The organism is Silanimonas sp. (genome assembly GCF_027531545.1).
Lineage (GTDB): Bacteria > Pseudomonadota > Gammaproteobacteria > Xanthomonadales > Xanthomonadaceae > Silanimonas.
Map to the genome: position 1 here is coordinate 165,370 of NZ_JAPZSC010000018.1, position 16,187 is coordinate 181,556.

General features: G+C 71.2%; 14 protein-coding genes. 9 read left to right on the forward strand and 5 right to left on the reverse strand.

Annotated elements, in window-relative coordinates:
* Nucleotides 1–10: 10 nt before the first annotated feature.
* The gene (locus O9280_RS11990) at nt 11–448 is read right to left on the reverse strand and encodes a flagellar basal body protein (protein WP_298342921.1); all 438 of its coding nucleotides are present in this window, start codon (nt 446–448) and stop codon (nt 11–13) included.
* Nucleotides 449–533: 85 nt separating this feature from the next.
* Entirely contained in the window at nt 534–1,475 is a 942-nt protein-coding gene (locus tag O9280_RS11995; RefSeq protein ID WP_298343348.1) for a chemotaxis protein CheV, read from the reverse strand.
* A gap of 162 nt (nt 1,476–1,637) precedes the next feature.
* Here O9280_RS11995 and flgA point away from each other — a divergent pair, with 162 nt between their 5' ends.
* The 4 genes from flgA (at nt 1,638) to O9280_RS12015 (ending at nt 4,514) form a co-directional block, all read left to right on the forward strand.
* Nucleotides 1,638–2,411 (forward strand): flagellar basal body P-ring formation chaperone FlgA, encoded by a 774-nt coding sequence (flgA, locus tag O9280_RS12000; RefSeq protein WP_343228753.1) that lies wholly within the window; start codon nt 1,638–1,640, stop codon nt 2,409–2,411.
* A gap of 127 nt (nt 2,412–2,538) precedes the next feature.
* Nucleotides 2,539–2,865 carry a flagellar biosynthesis anti-sigma factor FlgM gene (gene flgM / locus O9280_RS12005; protein ID WP_298342924.1) on the forward strand — a complete coding sequence of 109 codons (327 nt, stop codon included), beginning with the start codon at nt 2,539–2,541 and terminating at the stop codon, nt 2,863–2,865.
* Between the two features lie 21 nt (nt 2,866–2,886).
* Nucleotides 2,887–3,216, forward strand: a complete 330-nt coding sequence (locus tag O9280_RS12010; RefSeq protein WP_298342927.1) for a flagellar protein FlgN — start codon at nt 2,887–2,889, stop codon at nt 3,214–3,216.
* A gap of 44 nt (nt 3,217–3,260) precedes the next feature.
* On the forward strand, nt 3,261–4,514 hold the full coding sequence (locus O9280_RS12015; RefSeq protein ID WP_298342930.1) for an ATP-binding protein: 1,254 nt from the start codon (nt 3,261–3,263) through the stop codon (nt 4,512–4,514).
* Nucleotide 4,515: 1 nt separating this feature from the next.
* Here the strand turns inward: O9280_RS12015 and O9280_RS12020 are convergent, their stop codons facing one another.
* Genes O9280_RS12020 through O9280_RS12030 form a run of 3 tightly spaced genes read right to left on the reverse strand, consistent with a single transcriptional unit; the run spans nt 4,516 to nt 8,038 of the window.
* Nucleotides 4,516–5,184 carry a potassium channel family protein gene (locus tag O9280_RS12020; protein ID WP_298342933.1) on the reverse strand — a complete coding sequence of 223 codons (669 nt, stop codon included), beginning with the start codon at nt 5,182–5,184 and terminating at the stop codon, nt 4,516–4,518.
* A gap of 31 nt (nt 5,185–5,215) precedes the next feature.
* Entirely contained in the window at nt 5,216–6,898 is a 1,683-nt protein-coding gene (locus O9280_RS12025) for an EAL domain-containing protein (protein WP_298342936.1), read from the reverse strand.
* Nucleotides 6,899–6,904: 6 nt separating this feature from the next.
* The gene (locus tag O9280_RS12030) at nt 6,905–8,038 is read right to left on the reverse strand and encodes an HDOD domain-containing protein (RefSeq protein WP_298342939.1); all 1,134 of its coding nucleotides are present in this window, start codon (nt 8,036–8,038) and stop codon (nt 6,905–6,907) included.
* A 201-nt stretch (nt 8,039–8,239) separates the two neighbouring features.
* On the opposite strand from O9280_RS12030, the gene O9280_RS12035 reads away from it, so the two are divergent.
* The 5 genes from O9280_RS12035 (at nt 8,240) to O9280_RS12055 (ending at nt 16,175) form a co-directional block, all read left to right on the forward strand.
* Complete coding sequence (locus tag O9280_RS12035) at nt 8,240–9,331, forward strand: HDOD domain-containing protein (protein ID WP_298342941.1); 1,092 nt, start codon at nt 8,240–8,242, stop codon at nt 9,329–9,331.
* An 88-nt stretch (nt 9,332–9,419) separates the two neighbouring features.
* Complete coding sequence (locus O9280_RS12040) at nt 9,420–11,663, forward strand: EAL domain-containing protein (RefSeq protein ID WP_298342944.1); 2,244 nt, start codon at nt 9,420–9,422, stop codon at nt 11,661–11,663.
* Nucleotides 11,660–13,651, forward strand: a complete 1,992-nt coding sequence (locus O9280_RS12045) for a TonB-dependent receptor (protein WP_298342947.1) — start codon at nt 11,660–11,662, stop codon at nt 13,649–13,651. Before O9280_RS12040 ends, O9280_RS12045 begins: the two co-directional genes overlap by 4 nt.
* Entirely contained in the window at nt 13,648–14,205 is a 558-nt protein-coding gene (locus O9280_RS12050; RefSeq protein ID WP_298342952.1) for a YfiR family protein, read from the forward strand. Before O9280_RS12045 ends, O9280_RS12050 begins: the two co-directional genes overlap by 4 nt.
* Entirely contained in the window at nt 14,202–16,175 is a 1,974-nt protein-coding gene (locus O9280_RS12055) for an ATP-binding protein (protein ID WP_298342955.1), read from the forward strand. Before O9280_RS12050 ends, O9280_RS12055 begins: the two co-directional genes overlap by 4 nt.
* The last annotated feature ends 12 nt before the right edge of the window (nt 16,176–16,187 follow it).

The window sequence follows — 16,187 nt, forward strand, 5'->3', positions numbered from 1 at the left end:
GGCCGCGGCGTCATTGGCCAGTGATCGCGGTCATCAGGCCGCGCACCCGGGATTCGAAGAAGGTCAGCGAGGCGCGGTACTCGAGCACCGCGCGACCGAAGGCGGCGTTCTCGGTCTCGGTGTTCACCGTGTTGCCGTCGAGGCTCGGCTGCAGGGCCTGGCGCGTGGTCACGTAGCGGCGGAAATCCGGCCCGTCGGCAAGGCCCATGGCATCGGCCGCACCGCCACCACCACCACCCATGCCGAGCGGCCCGCGCGAGGGGCCGGCGGAGACGCTGCGCTGGTGGTCTTCGGCGCCCTTCAGCGCACGCTGGAAGTCGAATTCCTGGGCCTGGTAGCCCGGGGTGTCGGCGTTCGCGAGGTTCGACGACAGCACCTTGAGCCGTTGCTCGCGCAGCGGCAGCGACAGGGCGGAAAGACCGAACGGATTGTCGAAGGGACCGGCCATGGGCGGCTCCGGGCAAGGGTTGCCACGGAGCGGTGCAAGGGCCGTGCCAGACCGGCGGGACGCGCCGGCGGCGGGTGCGGCGGCCTCAGGCCGCGGCTTTCTCGCGCTGGAAGGCCTGCACGCGGGCCAGCACCTTCTCGGCCAGTTCGTTGGCCGAGTACTTGGCCACGAAGGCGTTCGCGCCCACCTGGTCGACCATGGCGTTGTTGAACACGCCGGAGAGCGAGGTGTGCAGCAGCACGAACAGCCCGGCCAGCGCCGGGTCGCGGCGGATTTCCGTCGTCAGGGTGTAGCCGTCCATCGACGGCATCTCGATGTCGGAAATCACCATCGCGTAATGGCGGGTCACATCGATGCCCTCGGCGGCCAGCTGCTTCAGGTGCTCGATGGCCTGGCGGCCGTCGGACAGCAGGGTCGACGAAACCCCCAGCTGGTCCAGCACGCCGCGGATCTGGTTGCGCGCCACACGGGAGTCGTCGGTGACGAGGATGCGGACCGGCTCCTCGCCGCTGCCCAGCTTCAGGCGCTGCTCGATCGACTGCAGCATCTTGGCGCCGGTGGCGTCGGCCAGCACCGATTCGACGTCGATCACCTGGATCAGCTCGCCGCCGTAGCGGGTCACCGCCGTCAGGTAGCTGTCGTCCACACCCAGTTCCGGCGGCGGGCGGATGTCTTCCACGGCGATGTTGACGATGCGGTCGACCTCGGCCACCAGGAAGCCCTGCACCGAGCGGTTGAATTCCGTCACCACCAGGTAGGGCGGGTCGAGATGGCGCTCGGGGTAGCGCACCGCGCTGCCGAGGTCGAGGATCGGCACGGACCGGCCGCGGATGTCGGCGGCGCCGACGAAGCCGGGCGGCAGCCGCGGGATCGGGAACAGCGGCGGTCGGCGCAGCACTTCCTGCACCTTGAACACGTTGACGCCGAACAGCTGGCGGCCGCCGAGGCGGAACAGCAGCAGGGCCAGCCGGTTGTGGCCGGCCAAGCGGGTGCGCTGGTCGATGCGGTTGAGCAGGTCGCGCGACATGCGGCTCGGCAGCCTCGGATCCATGGGGACAGTCCTTGTCGTTGTCGGCCCGCCAACGGGCTTCTTGAGCGGGGGTCCCGGTCGGGACGGCCCGTGCACGTGGCGTGCCGCGGCACACCGCTTGCACAGCCTGCCACGACGCATCCGCGCCCGGAGTGACCGATGTCCCGCCCTGAAGCGACCCCGCTGCCCGCCCCGGCCCCGTTGCCGCCGCCGCGCCTGCCCGACCTCGCGCGCAGCATCCGGCGCGAGCGACGCGTGCCGCGCACCCTCCACCTCAGCTTGCTGGCCCTCGCGAGCCTCGCGGCCGGCCTCGTCTTCGCCGGTGAGCTCCGGGCCCAGGACGGCTGCTTCCAGACCGTGGCATCCATCCGCGCGGCCGCCGAGGGGGCCCTGGCCTCGCCTGGAGCGCGCATCGAGGCCAGCCTCGACCCCGCCCTGCGCATGCCGCCCTGCCCGCACGCCCTTCAAGCGCAGGCGCTTTCGGCCGTTAATGTCGAAGTGAATTGCCCCGACGGCTGGCGCCTGTTCGTGCCAGTCCGGGTGCAGCGGGTGCAGCCCGTGGTGGTGCTCACCGCCGCCGTGGCCCCCGGGCAACCGGTCCCGGCCTCGGCGGTCGGCGTGGAAACCCGCGACACCGCGCGCCTTGGCGCCGCGCCCCTGACCGACCCGGCCCAGGCCATCGGCCAGACCCTGCGCCTCGGCGGGCAGGCCGGCCAGGTCCTGCGCCGCAGCGATCTGGTCGCGCAGGCCGTGGTGAAGCGCGGCGAACCGGTGGCCCTGGTGGCCGGCGGGGGTGGCTTCGAAGTGCGGATGGCCGGCCGGGCCTTGGCCGACGCCGGCACCGGCGAGGTCGTCCGGGTCGAGAACCTGAGCTCCCGCCGGGTCCTGAGCGGGGTGGTGGCCGCTCCCGGCGAGGTCCGGGTCGGCCGATGAGCCCTCCGAAGCGTGGGCCGGCTCACGTTTCCGGCATGAACGAAAAAATTTCCCCCTTGGGGCTAAAGTCGCGCGGGACACGGCCGATACCGGTCGTGAGGAACCCCCAGTTCCGGAGGACACGACCATGACCAACAAGATTGACGGAGCCTCAGCGCCCCGCCCGGCCCCCGCGCCGGCGGCCGCGCCGACGCCGGCCGCCATCGAACGGTCGGGGACCCCGCGCGCCCAAGCCATCGCCGAAATCCAGGCACCGTCTTCGGACAATGTGCGCCTGACCGGTGAAGCCGAGGCCCTGCGGGTCGTGCAGAAGCAGACCAAGGCCGGCCCGCCACCGATGGACATGGCCAAGATCGAAGCGCTGCGCGCGGCACTCGCCGCGGGCACGTATCGCATCGATCCGCAGGAGATCGCCCAGCGCCTCGACGCGCTGGAGCGCCAGCTGAGCGTCTGACGAAGCCCGAGACCCGACCCGATGACCGCCCTCCTGCTTGACGCCCTCGAAGCCGCCCTGCGCGCCGAACGCGATGCCCTTGGTGGGCAGGACGTCGAAGCGCTGCTGCGCTCCACCGAGGCGAAGTTGCAGGCGCTGCGGGCCGCGGAGTCGGCCGGCCTCAACAGTGGGGATGCGCCACGCATCGCCGCCCTGGCCGAGTACAACCGCGAGAACGGCCTGATGCTGGCCCGCCGCCGCCGCGCGGTGGCCTTCGCCCTGCGCCAGCTCGGTCGCACGGAGGCCGTCGGCTACGACCCGCGCGGCCAGCGTGCGCAAGGCACCTGGTCGCGGCCTATCGCCGTCGCCTGAGCCGGCGTTAGCCTGTGCACCGTCGTCTTGACGGTGCTTCGCGAATGCCCGACTCCCCGCCCGGCCGCTTCTGGCTGCCGAGCCAACCCAGCAACCCGGAACTCGGCGCCTTCCTCGAGATGATCGAGGAGGGCGTCCTGCTGGTCGATGCCCGGCGCGCCGTGCACTACGCCAATCCGGCGGCCGGTGAACTGGCGCACCGGGTCGCCGCCGATCCCGCCGACCCGGACAACCCCGCGCCCCTCGTGGCCCTGCTGCCGGACGACGTGTTCAACGCCGCGGCCGGGGAAGCCTGGACCGGCGACGTCCGCGACGAGGGCAATGGCGTGGTGTTCGCGCTGCGGCGCTACCCGTGGATCATCGACGACGCGCCGGCGCACCTGCTGCTGCTGCGCGACGTCACCGAGGCACGCCACCGCCAGGACGAGCTGCGCCGCCGCCACGGCGAGCTGCAGCAGGCCTACGCCCGGCTGGCCAGCGCGCAGGAGCAGCTGCTGCAGCAGGAGAAGATGGCCTCGATCGGCCAGCTCGCCGCCGGCATCGCCCACGAGATCAACAACCCGATCGGCTACGTGCACTCCAACCTCGTCAGCCTGCGCGACTACACCAGCGGCCTGCTCGAGCTGATCCACGCCTACGAGCGCGCGCTCGCGCCGAAACTCGACGAGACGACGCTGGCCACGATCTCGGAAGTGCGCGCGCGCGTCGATTTCGACTTCGTCTCCACCGACCTGCCCGAGCTGATCAACGAATCGCGCGAAGGGCTCGAACGCGTGCGCCGCATCGTGCAGGACCTCAAGGACTTCTCGCATGCCGGGCGCGAGGCCGGCTGGCGCCGCGTCGACCTGCACAAGGGCCTCGAGAGCACGCTCAACATCGTCTGGAACGACCTGAAGTACAAAGCGAAGGTCGAGCGCCAGCTCGGCCCCCTGCCCCTCGTGGAGTGCCATCCGAGCGAGGTCAACCAGGTCTTCATGAACCTGCTGCTCAATGCCGGCCACGCCATCGGCGAACGCGGCACGATCACGCTCGCCAGCGGCCATGACGGCGCCCGGGACGAGGTGTGGATCAGCATCCGCGACAGCGGCCCGGGGATCGACGCCGAGGCCATGCCGCGCATCTTCGATCCCTTCTTCACCACCAAGCCGGTCGGCACGGGCACCGGCCTCGGGCTGTCGATCAGCTACGGCATCGTCAAGAAGCACGGCGGCCGCATCGAGGTGGCGAATGGTGCCGAGGGTGGCGCGATCTTCACCATGGTGCTGCCGGTGCACCAGCCGGTGCGGCTGGGCGACTGACTCACTCCGGCCGTCGGCGCTGCATGCCAATCAGGCGCGAGATCACGATCGCGAGGTAGAGCACGCCCGTCACCTGCTGGATCATCACCACCGAGCGGGCCACGTCATGCACCGGGGTGATCTCGCCGAAGCCCACCGAGGTCAGGCAGGTGAAGCTGAAGTACAGCAGCTCCCACCAGCCGGTGACGCCGTCCGGATTGTTGGTCGGGTTGATGAAGAAGGCGCCCGGCGCGAGGTGCTCGATCACCGCGTACACGTAGGCGAACACGAAGGCCAGCAGCACGTAGAGCGAGGCCAGCGCCCACAGCTCGTCCAGCGTCATCACGTCGTCGCGCAGCACGTAGCGCAGCAGGCAGGTCACCACGAATCCGTGGAACGCGGCCTGCGCCAGCTGGCTCGCCACGTACAGGCCGCTGCCGCCGGCCACCACCTCGGCGGCATGCAGGACGACCGCCGGCCCGAGCAACCACCAGCCGAGCTGCGCTTCCGCGCCGGTGGCACGCGCGGCGCGAAGCGCGAGCACGAGGATCACCCAGTCGAAGCCGACGAGCATCAGACGACCGCCCTCGATGCCCTCCAACCAGGGCCAGGCCAGCACCTGGGCGAGCAGCGCGGACAACAGCAGCAGGTTCGGCAGGCGGCGCAATTGGCGCAGAATCACGAAGCGCATGGGCACTCCCCGCGAGGACGCGCAACAGGGCTCATTGCAGGCCTTCCCAGGTGCGGAAGGCTTCGCGGATGTGGTGGCGCAGGTCCTCCTCGTCCCAGGGCTTGGTCAGGAAGCGGTAGATGGCGCCCTTGTTGATCGCCTCGGTGACGGTGGCAAGGTCGGTGTATCCGGAGAGGATCAAGCGCACCGTGCGCGGGTAGAGCTCCTTCACGCGGCCGAGGAACTCCGTGCCACTGACGTCGTTCATGCGCTGGTCGCTGACGATCACCTGGACCTCGTTGCTGGCCAGCAGCTCGAAGGCTTCCGAGACGCGGCTGGCCGCCAGCACGCGGTAGCCGTCGCGGCGGAACACGCGCTGCAGGGCGCGCAGCACGTTCTCCTCGTCGTCGACCAGCAGCAGCGTGCGCGAGGCGGCGCCTTGCGCGAAGAGCTCCGGGCGCAGGTAACGCTGGCGCAGCAGCGGGTCGATCTCGGCCAGTGGCTTGGGGCCGGAGAACAGGAAGCCCTGCAGCTGGTCGCAGTCGGCGCGGCGCAGGTAGCCCACCTGCGCCTCGGACTCGACGCCCTCGGCCATCACCTTCAGGTGCAGCTGGCGGCCCATCGCGATGATCGCGCGGGCGATCGCCGCCTGGCCCTGGTCGTGGGCGATCTCACCGGTGAAGTCGCGGTCGATCTTGATCTTCGATAGCGGGTAGCGCGGCAGCTGCACGAGGCCGGCACCGCCCATGCCGAAATCGTCGAGCGTCAGGCCCACGCCGCAGCTGCGCAGCCGCCGCAAGGTGTCGCGGATGCGGTCGACATCGCGCAGAAGCGTACTTTCCGAGAGCTCGATCTCGAACTGGTCGAATGCGACGTCGGCGGCCGCAAGGCGCGTCTCCAGCTGGTTGACGAGGTCATCCTCGAGCAGCTGCACGGTGGAGACATTCACGGCGATGCGCAGGTCGTCGAACCCGGCGCGTCGCCAATGCCGCGCATCCGCGATGACGCGGTCGAGCACCCAGCCGCTGATGCCACGCATCAATCCGAGCTGCTCGGCGCGCGGCAGGAACTGCGGCGGTGCGAGCAGGCGGCCATCCGGCGCGCGCCAGCGCAGCAGGGCCTCGACCCCGGCGATGCGGCCGTCGGCGGCATCGACGAAGGGTTGGTAGTGCATTTCGAGTTCGTCGCGCGCCAGCGCCGTCGCCAAGGCGTGGGTGAACACCGGCACGCTGGGACCGGCGGCACCGGACGCGGCGTGGCGCAGCGCCCTTCCGACGCCGGAGCGCTGCGCGGCGTAGAGCGCGCGGTCGGCGGCACTCAGTGCCGCCGCAAGGGTGGGCGCGTCGTCGGGATACAGCGACAGGCCGATGCTGCCGTTGATCTCGAGCGTGTAGGGCGGCACCGACAGCGGCGCGACCAGTTCGTCCAGCAGGCGCTGCGCCCAGGCCTCCGGATCGACGAGGACCTCGGCGGCATCGGTCGCCAGTAGCAGGCAAGCACCACGAAGGCGCCACAGCCGACCCTGCGGAAGTGCGAAGGCGGCGATGCGATCGGCGGCCACGGCCAAGGCGCGACCGGCGGTGTCCTCGCCGAGGCCATCAACCAGGCCGACGAAACGGTCCAGCGCGATCTCGGCGAACAGCACGCGCCGGCCATCGGCCGCGAGCGCTTGGAGTGCCGGGGCGTCCGCCCCCAGCCACGTCAGACCGCTGACCGGATCCGTGGATTCGTCCACCCTGGTTCAGCCCTCGCCGCGGAGTTCGGCGCCCAGCGCCTGCCAGCCGTCGCGCTGGTCGGCGAGGCCTTGCGCCTCGACCCAGGCCTCGTCGAGCGGCACTTCGCCCAGCAGGGCCCAGGCCACGTGGGAGGCGCCGACGACGCCCAGCCCATGTTCCGCTGCCCCCATGGGCGTGGCGTGTTGCGCGACCGCCTCGACCAGCGTCTCCGGAAGACCCCACAGGGCGAGCAAGTAGGCGCCGGCCTCGGCGTAGGTCGGCCAATCCGCCGCCTCTCCGGGCTGCGGCGCCCACGGCACGCGGACCTGAGGCAGCAGGCGGCCGACGCCGGCCAGCAGCGCGGCGGTGGCGGCGAGGTCGGATTGCGGGCCCGGCAGCAGGCGGGCCGCCAGTCGCGAGGCGCGCAGGCTGGTGTCGCGGAGACGGTCGAGCGCCTCCGGCTCGGCCTTCGGGCGGGTGGCGCCGAAGATCTCGCCAGCCATTACCAGCCGGCGAAGGCTGAGGTTGCCCAGCCACACCACGGCGCTGTGGACGTTATCGATGCGGCGGCCGCCGCTGTACATCGCCGAATTGCACAGGCGCAGCACCTTCGCCGCCAGTGTCGGGTCGCTTTCGACCAGCGCGGCGACATCGCGCGCGGCGACGTCGAGGTCCTCCGTGCGGCGCATCAGGTCGAGCGACAGCGCCGGGGGCGGCGGCAGCCGGCCGATGCGGCCGATCGCCTCCGCCAGCAAGGGGCTTTCCAGTCGCCGCCGCAGCGCGAGCAGCGATTTCAGTCCAGAAAGCAGCGCTTCGGCATCGAGCGGCTGGTAGAGGATTCGGTGCAGGTTCTCGAGCGCGGCGAGGCCCGGTGCATCGCGCCCGTCGTCGAGCACGAGGCAGCGCACCAGCTTCGGCGCTTCGCGCTTCAGGACGCCGAGGAGCGCGTTACCCGAACCCTGACCCAGCCGCGGCTGCACCAGCACCGCCTCGAAGGCTTCGCGACGGACGAGGGCGAGGGCTTCGTCGCTGGCACCGGCGACCTGCAGGACGATCCGGTCGCCCAAGGCCTCGACGAGTGCGGCAGCCACGCTGACATCCGCACCGGCGAAGAGCAGGCGCAGCGGCGCGTCATCGGGGGTCGCAGCAGGAGCGCTCAAGCGGGAATGCGGCTCGGAGAGACGTGTTTGGACTGTAACAGAGGCCATGCGATGCCCTTCGCGCTCGGTAACGTCATGGCGATTGCGCAAGATGTGACGCGGCGCACGCTGGCGAGGGCACCAAGCGTGATGCATCCCCGGAATCGGCGGAGTCCTGCCGCTACCCTTCGTCAAAAGCGATAAAAGGCCCGACGCTCCACCATGCGTGTTTTCTTCGCCACGCCCGATCCGAACCGCCCCGGCGCCGTCGCCGATGCGCTGTTGTCCCGGGGCTACGACTGGCAGGTGCTGTCCTACGCCCGCCCCGAGGAGTCGCGCCAGGTGCTGGAACAGCACGCCGCCGACGCCATCGTCGTCGACACCAGCCTCGACGATGCGGAGGGCCTGCTCCGCCATCAGCTCTACACCGCGCCGCAAACGGCGCGTCTGGTGATCGGCACCACCGAGCACGACGGGATCGAGCCGCGACTGCAGGCGCTGGCCCACGGCCTGCTTTCCGCCTCCGACCCGGTTGAAGCCATCGCCGAGGCGCTGGTGGCCTACGCCCAGCTCGCGCAAGGGCTCGATCGACCAGCGCTGCGGGCCCAGGTGGGCGCCCTCACGCGCCTGCCCGGCGCGCCACGGCTGTACATGGCGATCTGCAAGGCGCTCGAAGACCCGAACGTCGAGATCTCGACGATTGCCGAACAGGTGATGGCCGACCCGGCACTGGGCGCGCGGGTTCTGCAGATCGCCAACTCGGCGATGTACGGCGCCGGCCGACAGATCGCCAGCATTCCGTTCGCGGTGGCCCGCCTTGGCCTGAAGACCACCCGCAACCTGGTGCTGGCGGCCGAGCTGTACGCGTTCAGCGGCCCGGAAGCGGCGCGCGCCGAGCGCGTGCGCCAGCGCAGCCTGCTGGCGGCCTGGCTGGCCCCGCGGCTGATGGCGCCGCGGATCGACCCCGATGTCGCCGCCACCGCCGCGCTGCTGGCCGGCATCAGCGAGATGCTTCCCGAGCTCGACGAGGGCGAGGTGCCGGCCCTGCCCTCGGTGCCCCCGGTGCAGGACGAGGCGGCGGCCTACCTGATGGGCCTGTGGCAGCTTCCGAGCCTCCTCCAGCAGGCCGTGGCCTGGCAGCGCACTCCGCGCCTGTCGGGGGGCGGGTTCGGCGTCGTCGGTGCCGTCCACGTGGCCACGTCGCTCGCCTTCGATCGGCCGGTGGACTGGGTGTGGCTGGAACGCTGCGGCATGGCGGCCCACCTGCCAGGCTGGCGCGAGCTCGCCGAGCGCATGGATCGCAGCGCAGCCTGAGCCGGAGGCCGCTTGTGCGGCGGTTGTGGGCCGTGGCTATCCTAGGCTGCTGCCGGGATGCCCCCTGGCAGCACGTCTGGGGAATGGCATGAGCCACGATCGGCCCGAGGCCGGCGAAGACAGCCTGGTGTTCGCGCAGGAAGCCGGAGAACCGGGCTCGCCCGAGCGCGCCGCGTGGACGATCCTCGTCGTCGACGACGAGCCCGATGTCTACGCGGCCACCTGCATGGCCATGCGTGGCGTCGAGATCCTCGGGCGCCCGCTGCATTTCCTGCACGCCGAATCCAGCGCCCAGGCCTACGACCTGCTGCGGGCCGATCCCGACGTCGCGGTGATCCTGCTCGACGTCGTCATGGAATCGGAGAGCGCCGGCCTCGATCTGGTCGCGCGCATCCGCAACGAGCTGCAGCTGCACAAGCCGCGGATCATCCTGCGCACCGGCCAACCTGGCTACGCGCCGGAGATGCAGGCGATCCGCGATTACGACATCAACGATTACCGCATCAAGAGCGAGCTGACGCGCACGCGCCTGTACACCGTGCTCACCTCGGCGCTGCGCGGCTACCATACGCTCTCGGCCGTCGAGGCCACGCGCAACGACCTCGAATACCTGCTCAAGGCGCAGACCGAACTCCTCGCCGCGAACACCATGCCGGCCTTCGCCGTCGGCCTGCTCGAGCGCCTCGCCGGCCTGTACGGCCTGCCACCGCACACCGTGTTCTGCAGCGACGGCCGCCGCGTGCATGAAGCCGAGGACCAGCGCCGTCGCGTCGTCGCCGCGCTGGGCCGCTACGCCGACTGGTCGTGGCGCCGGCTCGATTCGCTCGGCGCCGAACCGGAAGTGCGCGCCATCGAACTGGCCTTCAGCACGCGCCGCACCGTCACCAGCCCCTGCGGCATCGCCGTGTACCTGCCGTCGCGCACCGGCGCCGACGCGGTCGCTTTCCTCGGCGCCGACGACCTACCCGCCACGCACGACCCGCGCGTGTTCGACATGTTCGTGCAGAACACCACGGTGGCCGCCGACGGTGTGCGCCTGGTAGAGCGCCTGCGCGATGCCGCCTACGTCGACGGCCTCACCCGCCTGCCGAACCGCTCGGCGCTTGCCGAGACCATCGACGCGGCGCTGAAGACCCCGCCGGACGCGCCGCAGCGGCTGCTGCTGATCGACGTCGACCAGTTCTCGGAGATCAACGAAACCTTCGGCGACCGCATCGGCGACGCCCTGCTTCGCGGCGTGGCGCAGCGGCTGATGGCCCAGGCCGACGCCAGCGTGCGCGTGGCGCGCGTCGCCAACGACACCTTCGCCGCCTTCGGCCCGCGCGACCTGCTGGTGCCGGCCGAATGGGCCAAGCGCCTCGACGAGCCCTTCGACGTCGAGGACCTGCAGATCGGCCTGTCGGCGTCGTTCGGCGGCGTCGAACTGGTGAGCGACTGCGTCAGTGGCGGCGAAGTCATCAAGATGGGCTACTCGGCGCTGAAGCGCGCCAAGCAGACCGGCCATCGCTCGGTCGCGTTCTACTCTCACGAGGTCGCCACCGAGATCAAGGAACGCACGCGCCTGCTGCACGGCCTGCGCGCGGCCTTCGACCAGCAGCGCCTGTTCCTGATGTACCAGCCGCAGGTCGAGGCGCGGAGCGGCCGCACCGTCGGCCTCGAGGCCCTGATGCGCTGGCGCTCCGACGACGGCCGGCTGGTGCCGCCCGACCGCTTCATCCCGATCGCCGAGCAGTCCGGCTTGATCAAAGACCTCGGTGCCTGGGCGATGCGCAGCGCGATCCATCGCGCCGCCGCCCTGCGCGACGCCGGCCACCCGCTGCGCATGGCCGTCAACGTCTCGATGAGCCAGCTGCTGGTGCCCGGCTTCGAGATCATGGTGGCCGAGGCGCTCGCCGACGGCGGGCTGCCGGCGGAACTGCTCGAGATCGAGATCACCGAATCCGTGGCAATGCAGTCGCCGGACATCGTGTTGCCGCGGCTCGCGGCGCTGAAGCAGCTCGGCGTCTGCGTCGCCATCGACGATTTCGGCACCGGCTATTCCTCGCTCTCCAGCCTCGAGAAGCTCGCACCCGAGCGCCTGAAGATCGACCGCAGCTTCGTGATGGGCCTCGACGCCGATACCGGCGGCGGCAGCCTCGCCGAGATGATCATCGAGCTCGGCCGAGCGCTGGGCCTGAAGGTGATCGCCGAGGGCGTCGAAACGCCGACGCAGCGCCAACGCCTGATCGAGCTCGGCTGCGACGAACTGCAGGGCTACCTGTTCTCGCCCCCACTGCCCATCGAATCGCTCGGCGAATGGCTGGCCAAGCACGGCGAGGGTTTCGCCTTGTGAGCCCGCGCTGGGTGCTGCCGATCGCCCTCGGGTTCGCCGCGACGGCCGCGCAGGCCCAGCCGTCCGCCGACGAATTGCTCGATCTCGAGCTGACGCAGTTGCTTGAGCTGCCGGTGAGCGTGGCCAGCCGCAGCGAGCAGCGCAGCGCCGATGCCGCGGCCGCGGTCTTCGTCATCGACCAGGCCACCCTGCGCCGCTCCGGCATCCAGCGGCTTCCCGATGCCTTGCGTCTGGTGCCGGGCCTGCATGTCGGCAAATGGGACGGCAACAAATGGGCCATCGCCAGCCGCAACGCGATGAGCCGCTTCACCAGCACGATGCTGCTCCTCGTCGACGGCCGTCCGGCCTACACGCCGCTCTTCGGCGGCGTGCGCTGGGAGACCTTCGACCTGCCGATCGACGAGATCGAGCGCATCGAAGTGGTGCGCGGTCCGGGTGGCCCGCTGTGGGGGGCCAACGCCGTCGACGGCATCATCTCCATCGTCACCCGTCGCAGCGACGCCACGCTCGGGCAGCGCATCGCCGTGGGCCTCGGCGAAGGGGATATCGAACGCTTCGCCGAAGCCCGCACCGGGCACCGCCTCGGCGACTGGACATGGCGGCTCGGCCTGCGCTGGATGGATTCCGCGCCCGGGCTGCTGCCGCCGGTCGGGCAGAGCGCGTGGACGGCGCCGCGTGCCGTGGGCGAGGAAGGCCGCGACGAGGGCCGGTTCCGCACGGCCATGCTGCGTTTCGACAGCCCCGAGGACCGCCCAGGCGGCGCACTCACGGCCTGGCTCGGCCACCGCGAGGGCCGGTTCGTCGACCAGCGCCTCGTCGGCGGGTTGCCGCGCGACAACCTCAACTGGTTCGACCTCGACTACGCGGCCGGCGAATGGCGCCGCGGCCTCGCCGACGACCAGGCGCTGGCGCTGCGCGCCAGCCTGCAACGGCTCGACCTCGGCGACGCGACGCTCGACGACACGCAGCGGGTGTTCGACCTCGACCTGCAGCACAGCGGCACCTTCGGGCGCCACGCGTGGACCTGGGGCCTCGGCTACAACCATTACCGCAGCGACACGCGCACGCCGCTGCGATCGGCGACCCCGCCGTGCACCGGGTGCTTCGGCGCCGAGCCGCAGATCGGCACCGATGCCAAGCGCAGCGTGTTCGCGCAGACGCAGTCCGACCTCGGCCGCGGCTGGACCTTGATCGCGGGCGCCAAGGTCGAAGATTCCCGCAGCATGGACTGGGACACGCAGCCGACCGTTCGGCTTCGCTGGCAGCCCGGGTTCGGCGGCACGTTCTGGGGTGGATGGACGCGGGCCCTGCGCTCGTCCACGCGCCTCGAGCGCGATGGCGCGCTGTTCAACGTGCCGGCGAACCTCGCACCGGCCTTCGGCTGCCGGCGCTACGAGGCCGGCACCTGCGTGATCGGCAATCCCTCGCAGGCGCCCTGGCAGGTCGAAGTGGCCGAGCTGGGCTGGCGCCAGCAGCTGTCGCCGGCGCTCTCGCTCGACGCCACGGCGTTCGAAAGCCGCTACACCAACCTGGCCACGACCCCCGGCTCCCGCGTGCGGGATCGCGTGCACGGTGTAGAGCTGGTGACGCAGTGGCTGCCCTCGGAGCGCTGGTCGGTGGATGGCTCGCTGACCTGGCACCGTGGGCGTGACCGCTTCATCGGCCAACCCGGCCGCATCGACGCCTTCTTCCTGCCCGAGCTGAGCGGGCAGGTGCACCTGCAGTGGTCGCCTGCCGACACCATCGATGTCGACCTGCGCTGGTGGCGCGACGCCGACCGCGCGACCAACTCCGCGCGCATCGGTGTGCTGCCCGGCGAGGACCGCATCGACCTGCGCTTGGCCTGGCGCCCGTCGCCGGGCTGGGAAACGGCGCTGTCCATCGGCAATGCGAACGACCCGCGGGCGGTCGAGTACCTCGAGAGCCTGCGGGTGAACACCGCGGTGCCGCGCAGCATCACCTGGTCCGTGGCGTGGAGCCCGCCATGATGCAGGCCCGGGTTCGATCGATCGTCGCGATGCTGCTGGCGCTGGTGCTGGCGCCCTTCGCCCATGCCAGCGGCGCGGCGGACGAGTACGCGCTGAAGGCCGCATTCCTCTACAACTTCACCCGCTTCGTCGACTGGCCACCGGACGCCTTTCCCTCCGGGGACGGCGCGTTCCGCATCTGCGTGTTCGGCACCGACCCGTTCGGCGCCCGCTTGGACGCCCTGGCCCGACGGCGCGTCGGCACGCGCCCCATCGAGATCGCTCGCCCATCGGCCCTCGCCGACCTGCCGCGCTGCCAGATCGCCTACCTCGGCGTCGGCACGCCGGAGGCGATCGAGGCCGCCGCGACGGCCAACGCCGCCCCCGCCACGCTCACCGTCGCCAGCAACGCCGCCTTCGCCCGCGAAGGCGGCATGGTGGCGCTCGTCACCGTCAGCGGCCGCGTGAAGCTGCACGTCAACCTCGCGAGCATCCGTCGCTCGCCGCTGCGCTTCAGCGCCAAGCTGCTGGAGGTTTCGGAGGTGCGGCACGGCGGCAGCGGTGGCGGCCGGTGATCCGCGGCCTGCGCACCCTGTCGATCCGGACGCGGCTGCTGGCCGTCATCGGCGCGGTCACGCTGCTGGCGATCACCACCTTCGGTGCCATCGCGCTGGTGAGCGAGCGCGACGCGGCCCGCGATGCGCTCGGATCGGAGCAGGCGGCGCTGGCGACGCTGGTGGCGAACCGCAGCGCCGCGGCCCTGCTCTTCGGTGATCCGTCCCTGGCGCAGGAGAACCTCGACGCACTGAGCGGCATCGCCCACGTGCAAGCCGCCTGCCTGTACGACAACGAAGGTCGGCTGTTCACCGGCTACACCACCGCCGACGTCACGGCCTGTCCGGAGACACGCAGCGCCGCCGGCGTGGTGCCCGGCGGTTCGCTGGTGGTCGAAGTCCCGGTCGAGCTCGACGAGACCGTCGGTTCGCTCTCGGTCCGCTCCAGCCTCGGGCCCGTGGAGGCGCGCCTGCGCGAGCAGGCGGAGACCTGGGCGGCGGCCGGCGCGGTCGGCGCCGTCCTCGCGCTGGTGCTCGCCGCCTTGCTGGAGCGGCTGATCTCGGGCCCGATCCGGCGCGTCAGCGCCGTGGTGGAATCGATCGACACGAGCAATGCGCAGGGCCGTCGCGCGCCGGTGGAGGGCGACGACGAGGTCGCCCACCTTGCCGGGGCATTCAACCGCATGCTCGACCGCCTCGATGAGCAGACGCGCGGCCTCAAGCTGCAGGCGGAGTACAACGAGGTGCTGTTCAAGCGCTCGCCCCTGCCGGTGATCGTGCTCGACCCGCGCGCGAGCTGCATGGTCGATTGCAACGAGGCGGCGGTGGCCATCTATGGCTGGGACAGCCGCGATGCCACCCTGAACACGAACGCGACGGACGTCTCCACGCCGTTGCAGTACGACGGCACGCCGTCCGAGCAGGCCATCGCGCCTTACACCATGGCCGCACTCGCCGGTAAGCCGCAGGTCTATGACTGGCGCCACCGCCGTCCCAACGGGACGGAATTCGACGCCGAGGTGCACCTGACGCGCTTCGGGCCGGAAGAGTCCCCGCTGCTGCTGGCCAGCCTGTTCGACGTCACCGAGCGCAAGGCCGCCACCGCCGCCCTGCAGCGTCTGAACGAGGCCCTGGAATCGCGCGTGGCCGAGCGCACGCACGACCTCGCGGCCTCGAACGCCGAACTCTCGGCGACGGTGGAACAGCTCCGCCGCGCCCAGGTCGAACTGGTGCGCAGCGAACGCCTCGCCTCGCTGGGCTCGCTGGTGGCCGGCGTCGCCCACGAGCTCAATACACCGCTCGGCAGCGCGCTGCTGGTCGCCACCACGCTGGGCGACGGCATCGAAGAACTGCGGCGCAAGCTGGACACCGGGGAACTCAAGCGTTCGACGCTCGACACCTTCCTCGAGCAGCAGGCCGAAGCGCAGGCGCTGATCGTCCGCAACGCGCGGCGCGCCGCCGAGCTGATTGGCCGGTTCAAGCAGGTGGCGGTCGACCAGACCTCCGAGCAGCGTCGCCGCTTCGACCTCGCGGAAGTGGTGGACGAGATCATCGGCACGCTGCAGCCCCGGCTGCGGAAGACGCCGCACCAGGTGGTCGTCGACATCGCTCCCGGCCTCGCCATGGACAGCTACCCCGGGCCGCTGGGCCAGGTGGTGACGAACCTCGTGCTGAACGCGCTGCTGCACGGCTTGGGCGACCGCCCCGGCGAAGTGCGCGTGGTGGCCCGCCAGCACGACGCGGACCACGTGGCCTTGAGCGTCAGCGACGACGGCGTGGGCATCCCGGCCGAGCACCTGCCGCGGATCTTCGATCCCTTCTTCACCACCAAGCTCGGCGAAGGCGGCAGCGGCCTCGGCCTGCACATCGTCTACAGCCTGGTGCAGCGCAGCCTTGGCGGTCGCATCGACGTGGAAAGCCGGTCCGGCCAGGGCGCGCGCTTCACGGTGGTGATGCCAATGAACGCGCCGAAGAGCGCCGAGGCGGGCTGAGCGAGCGGAGGC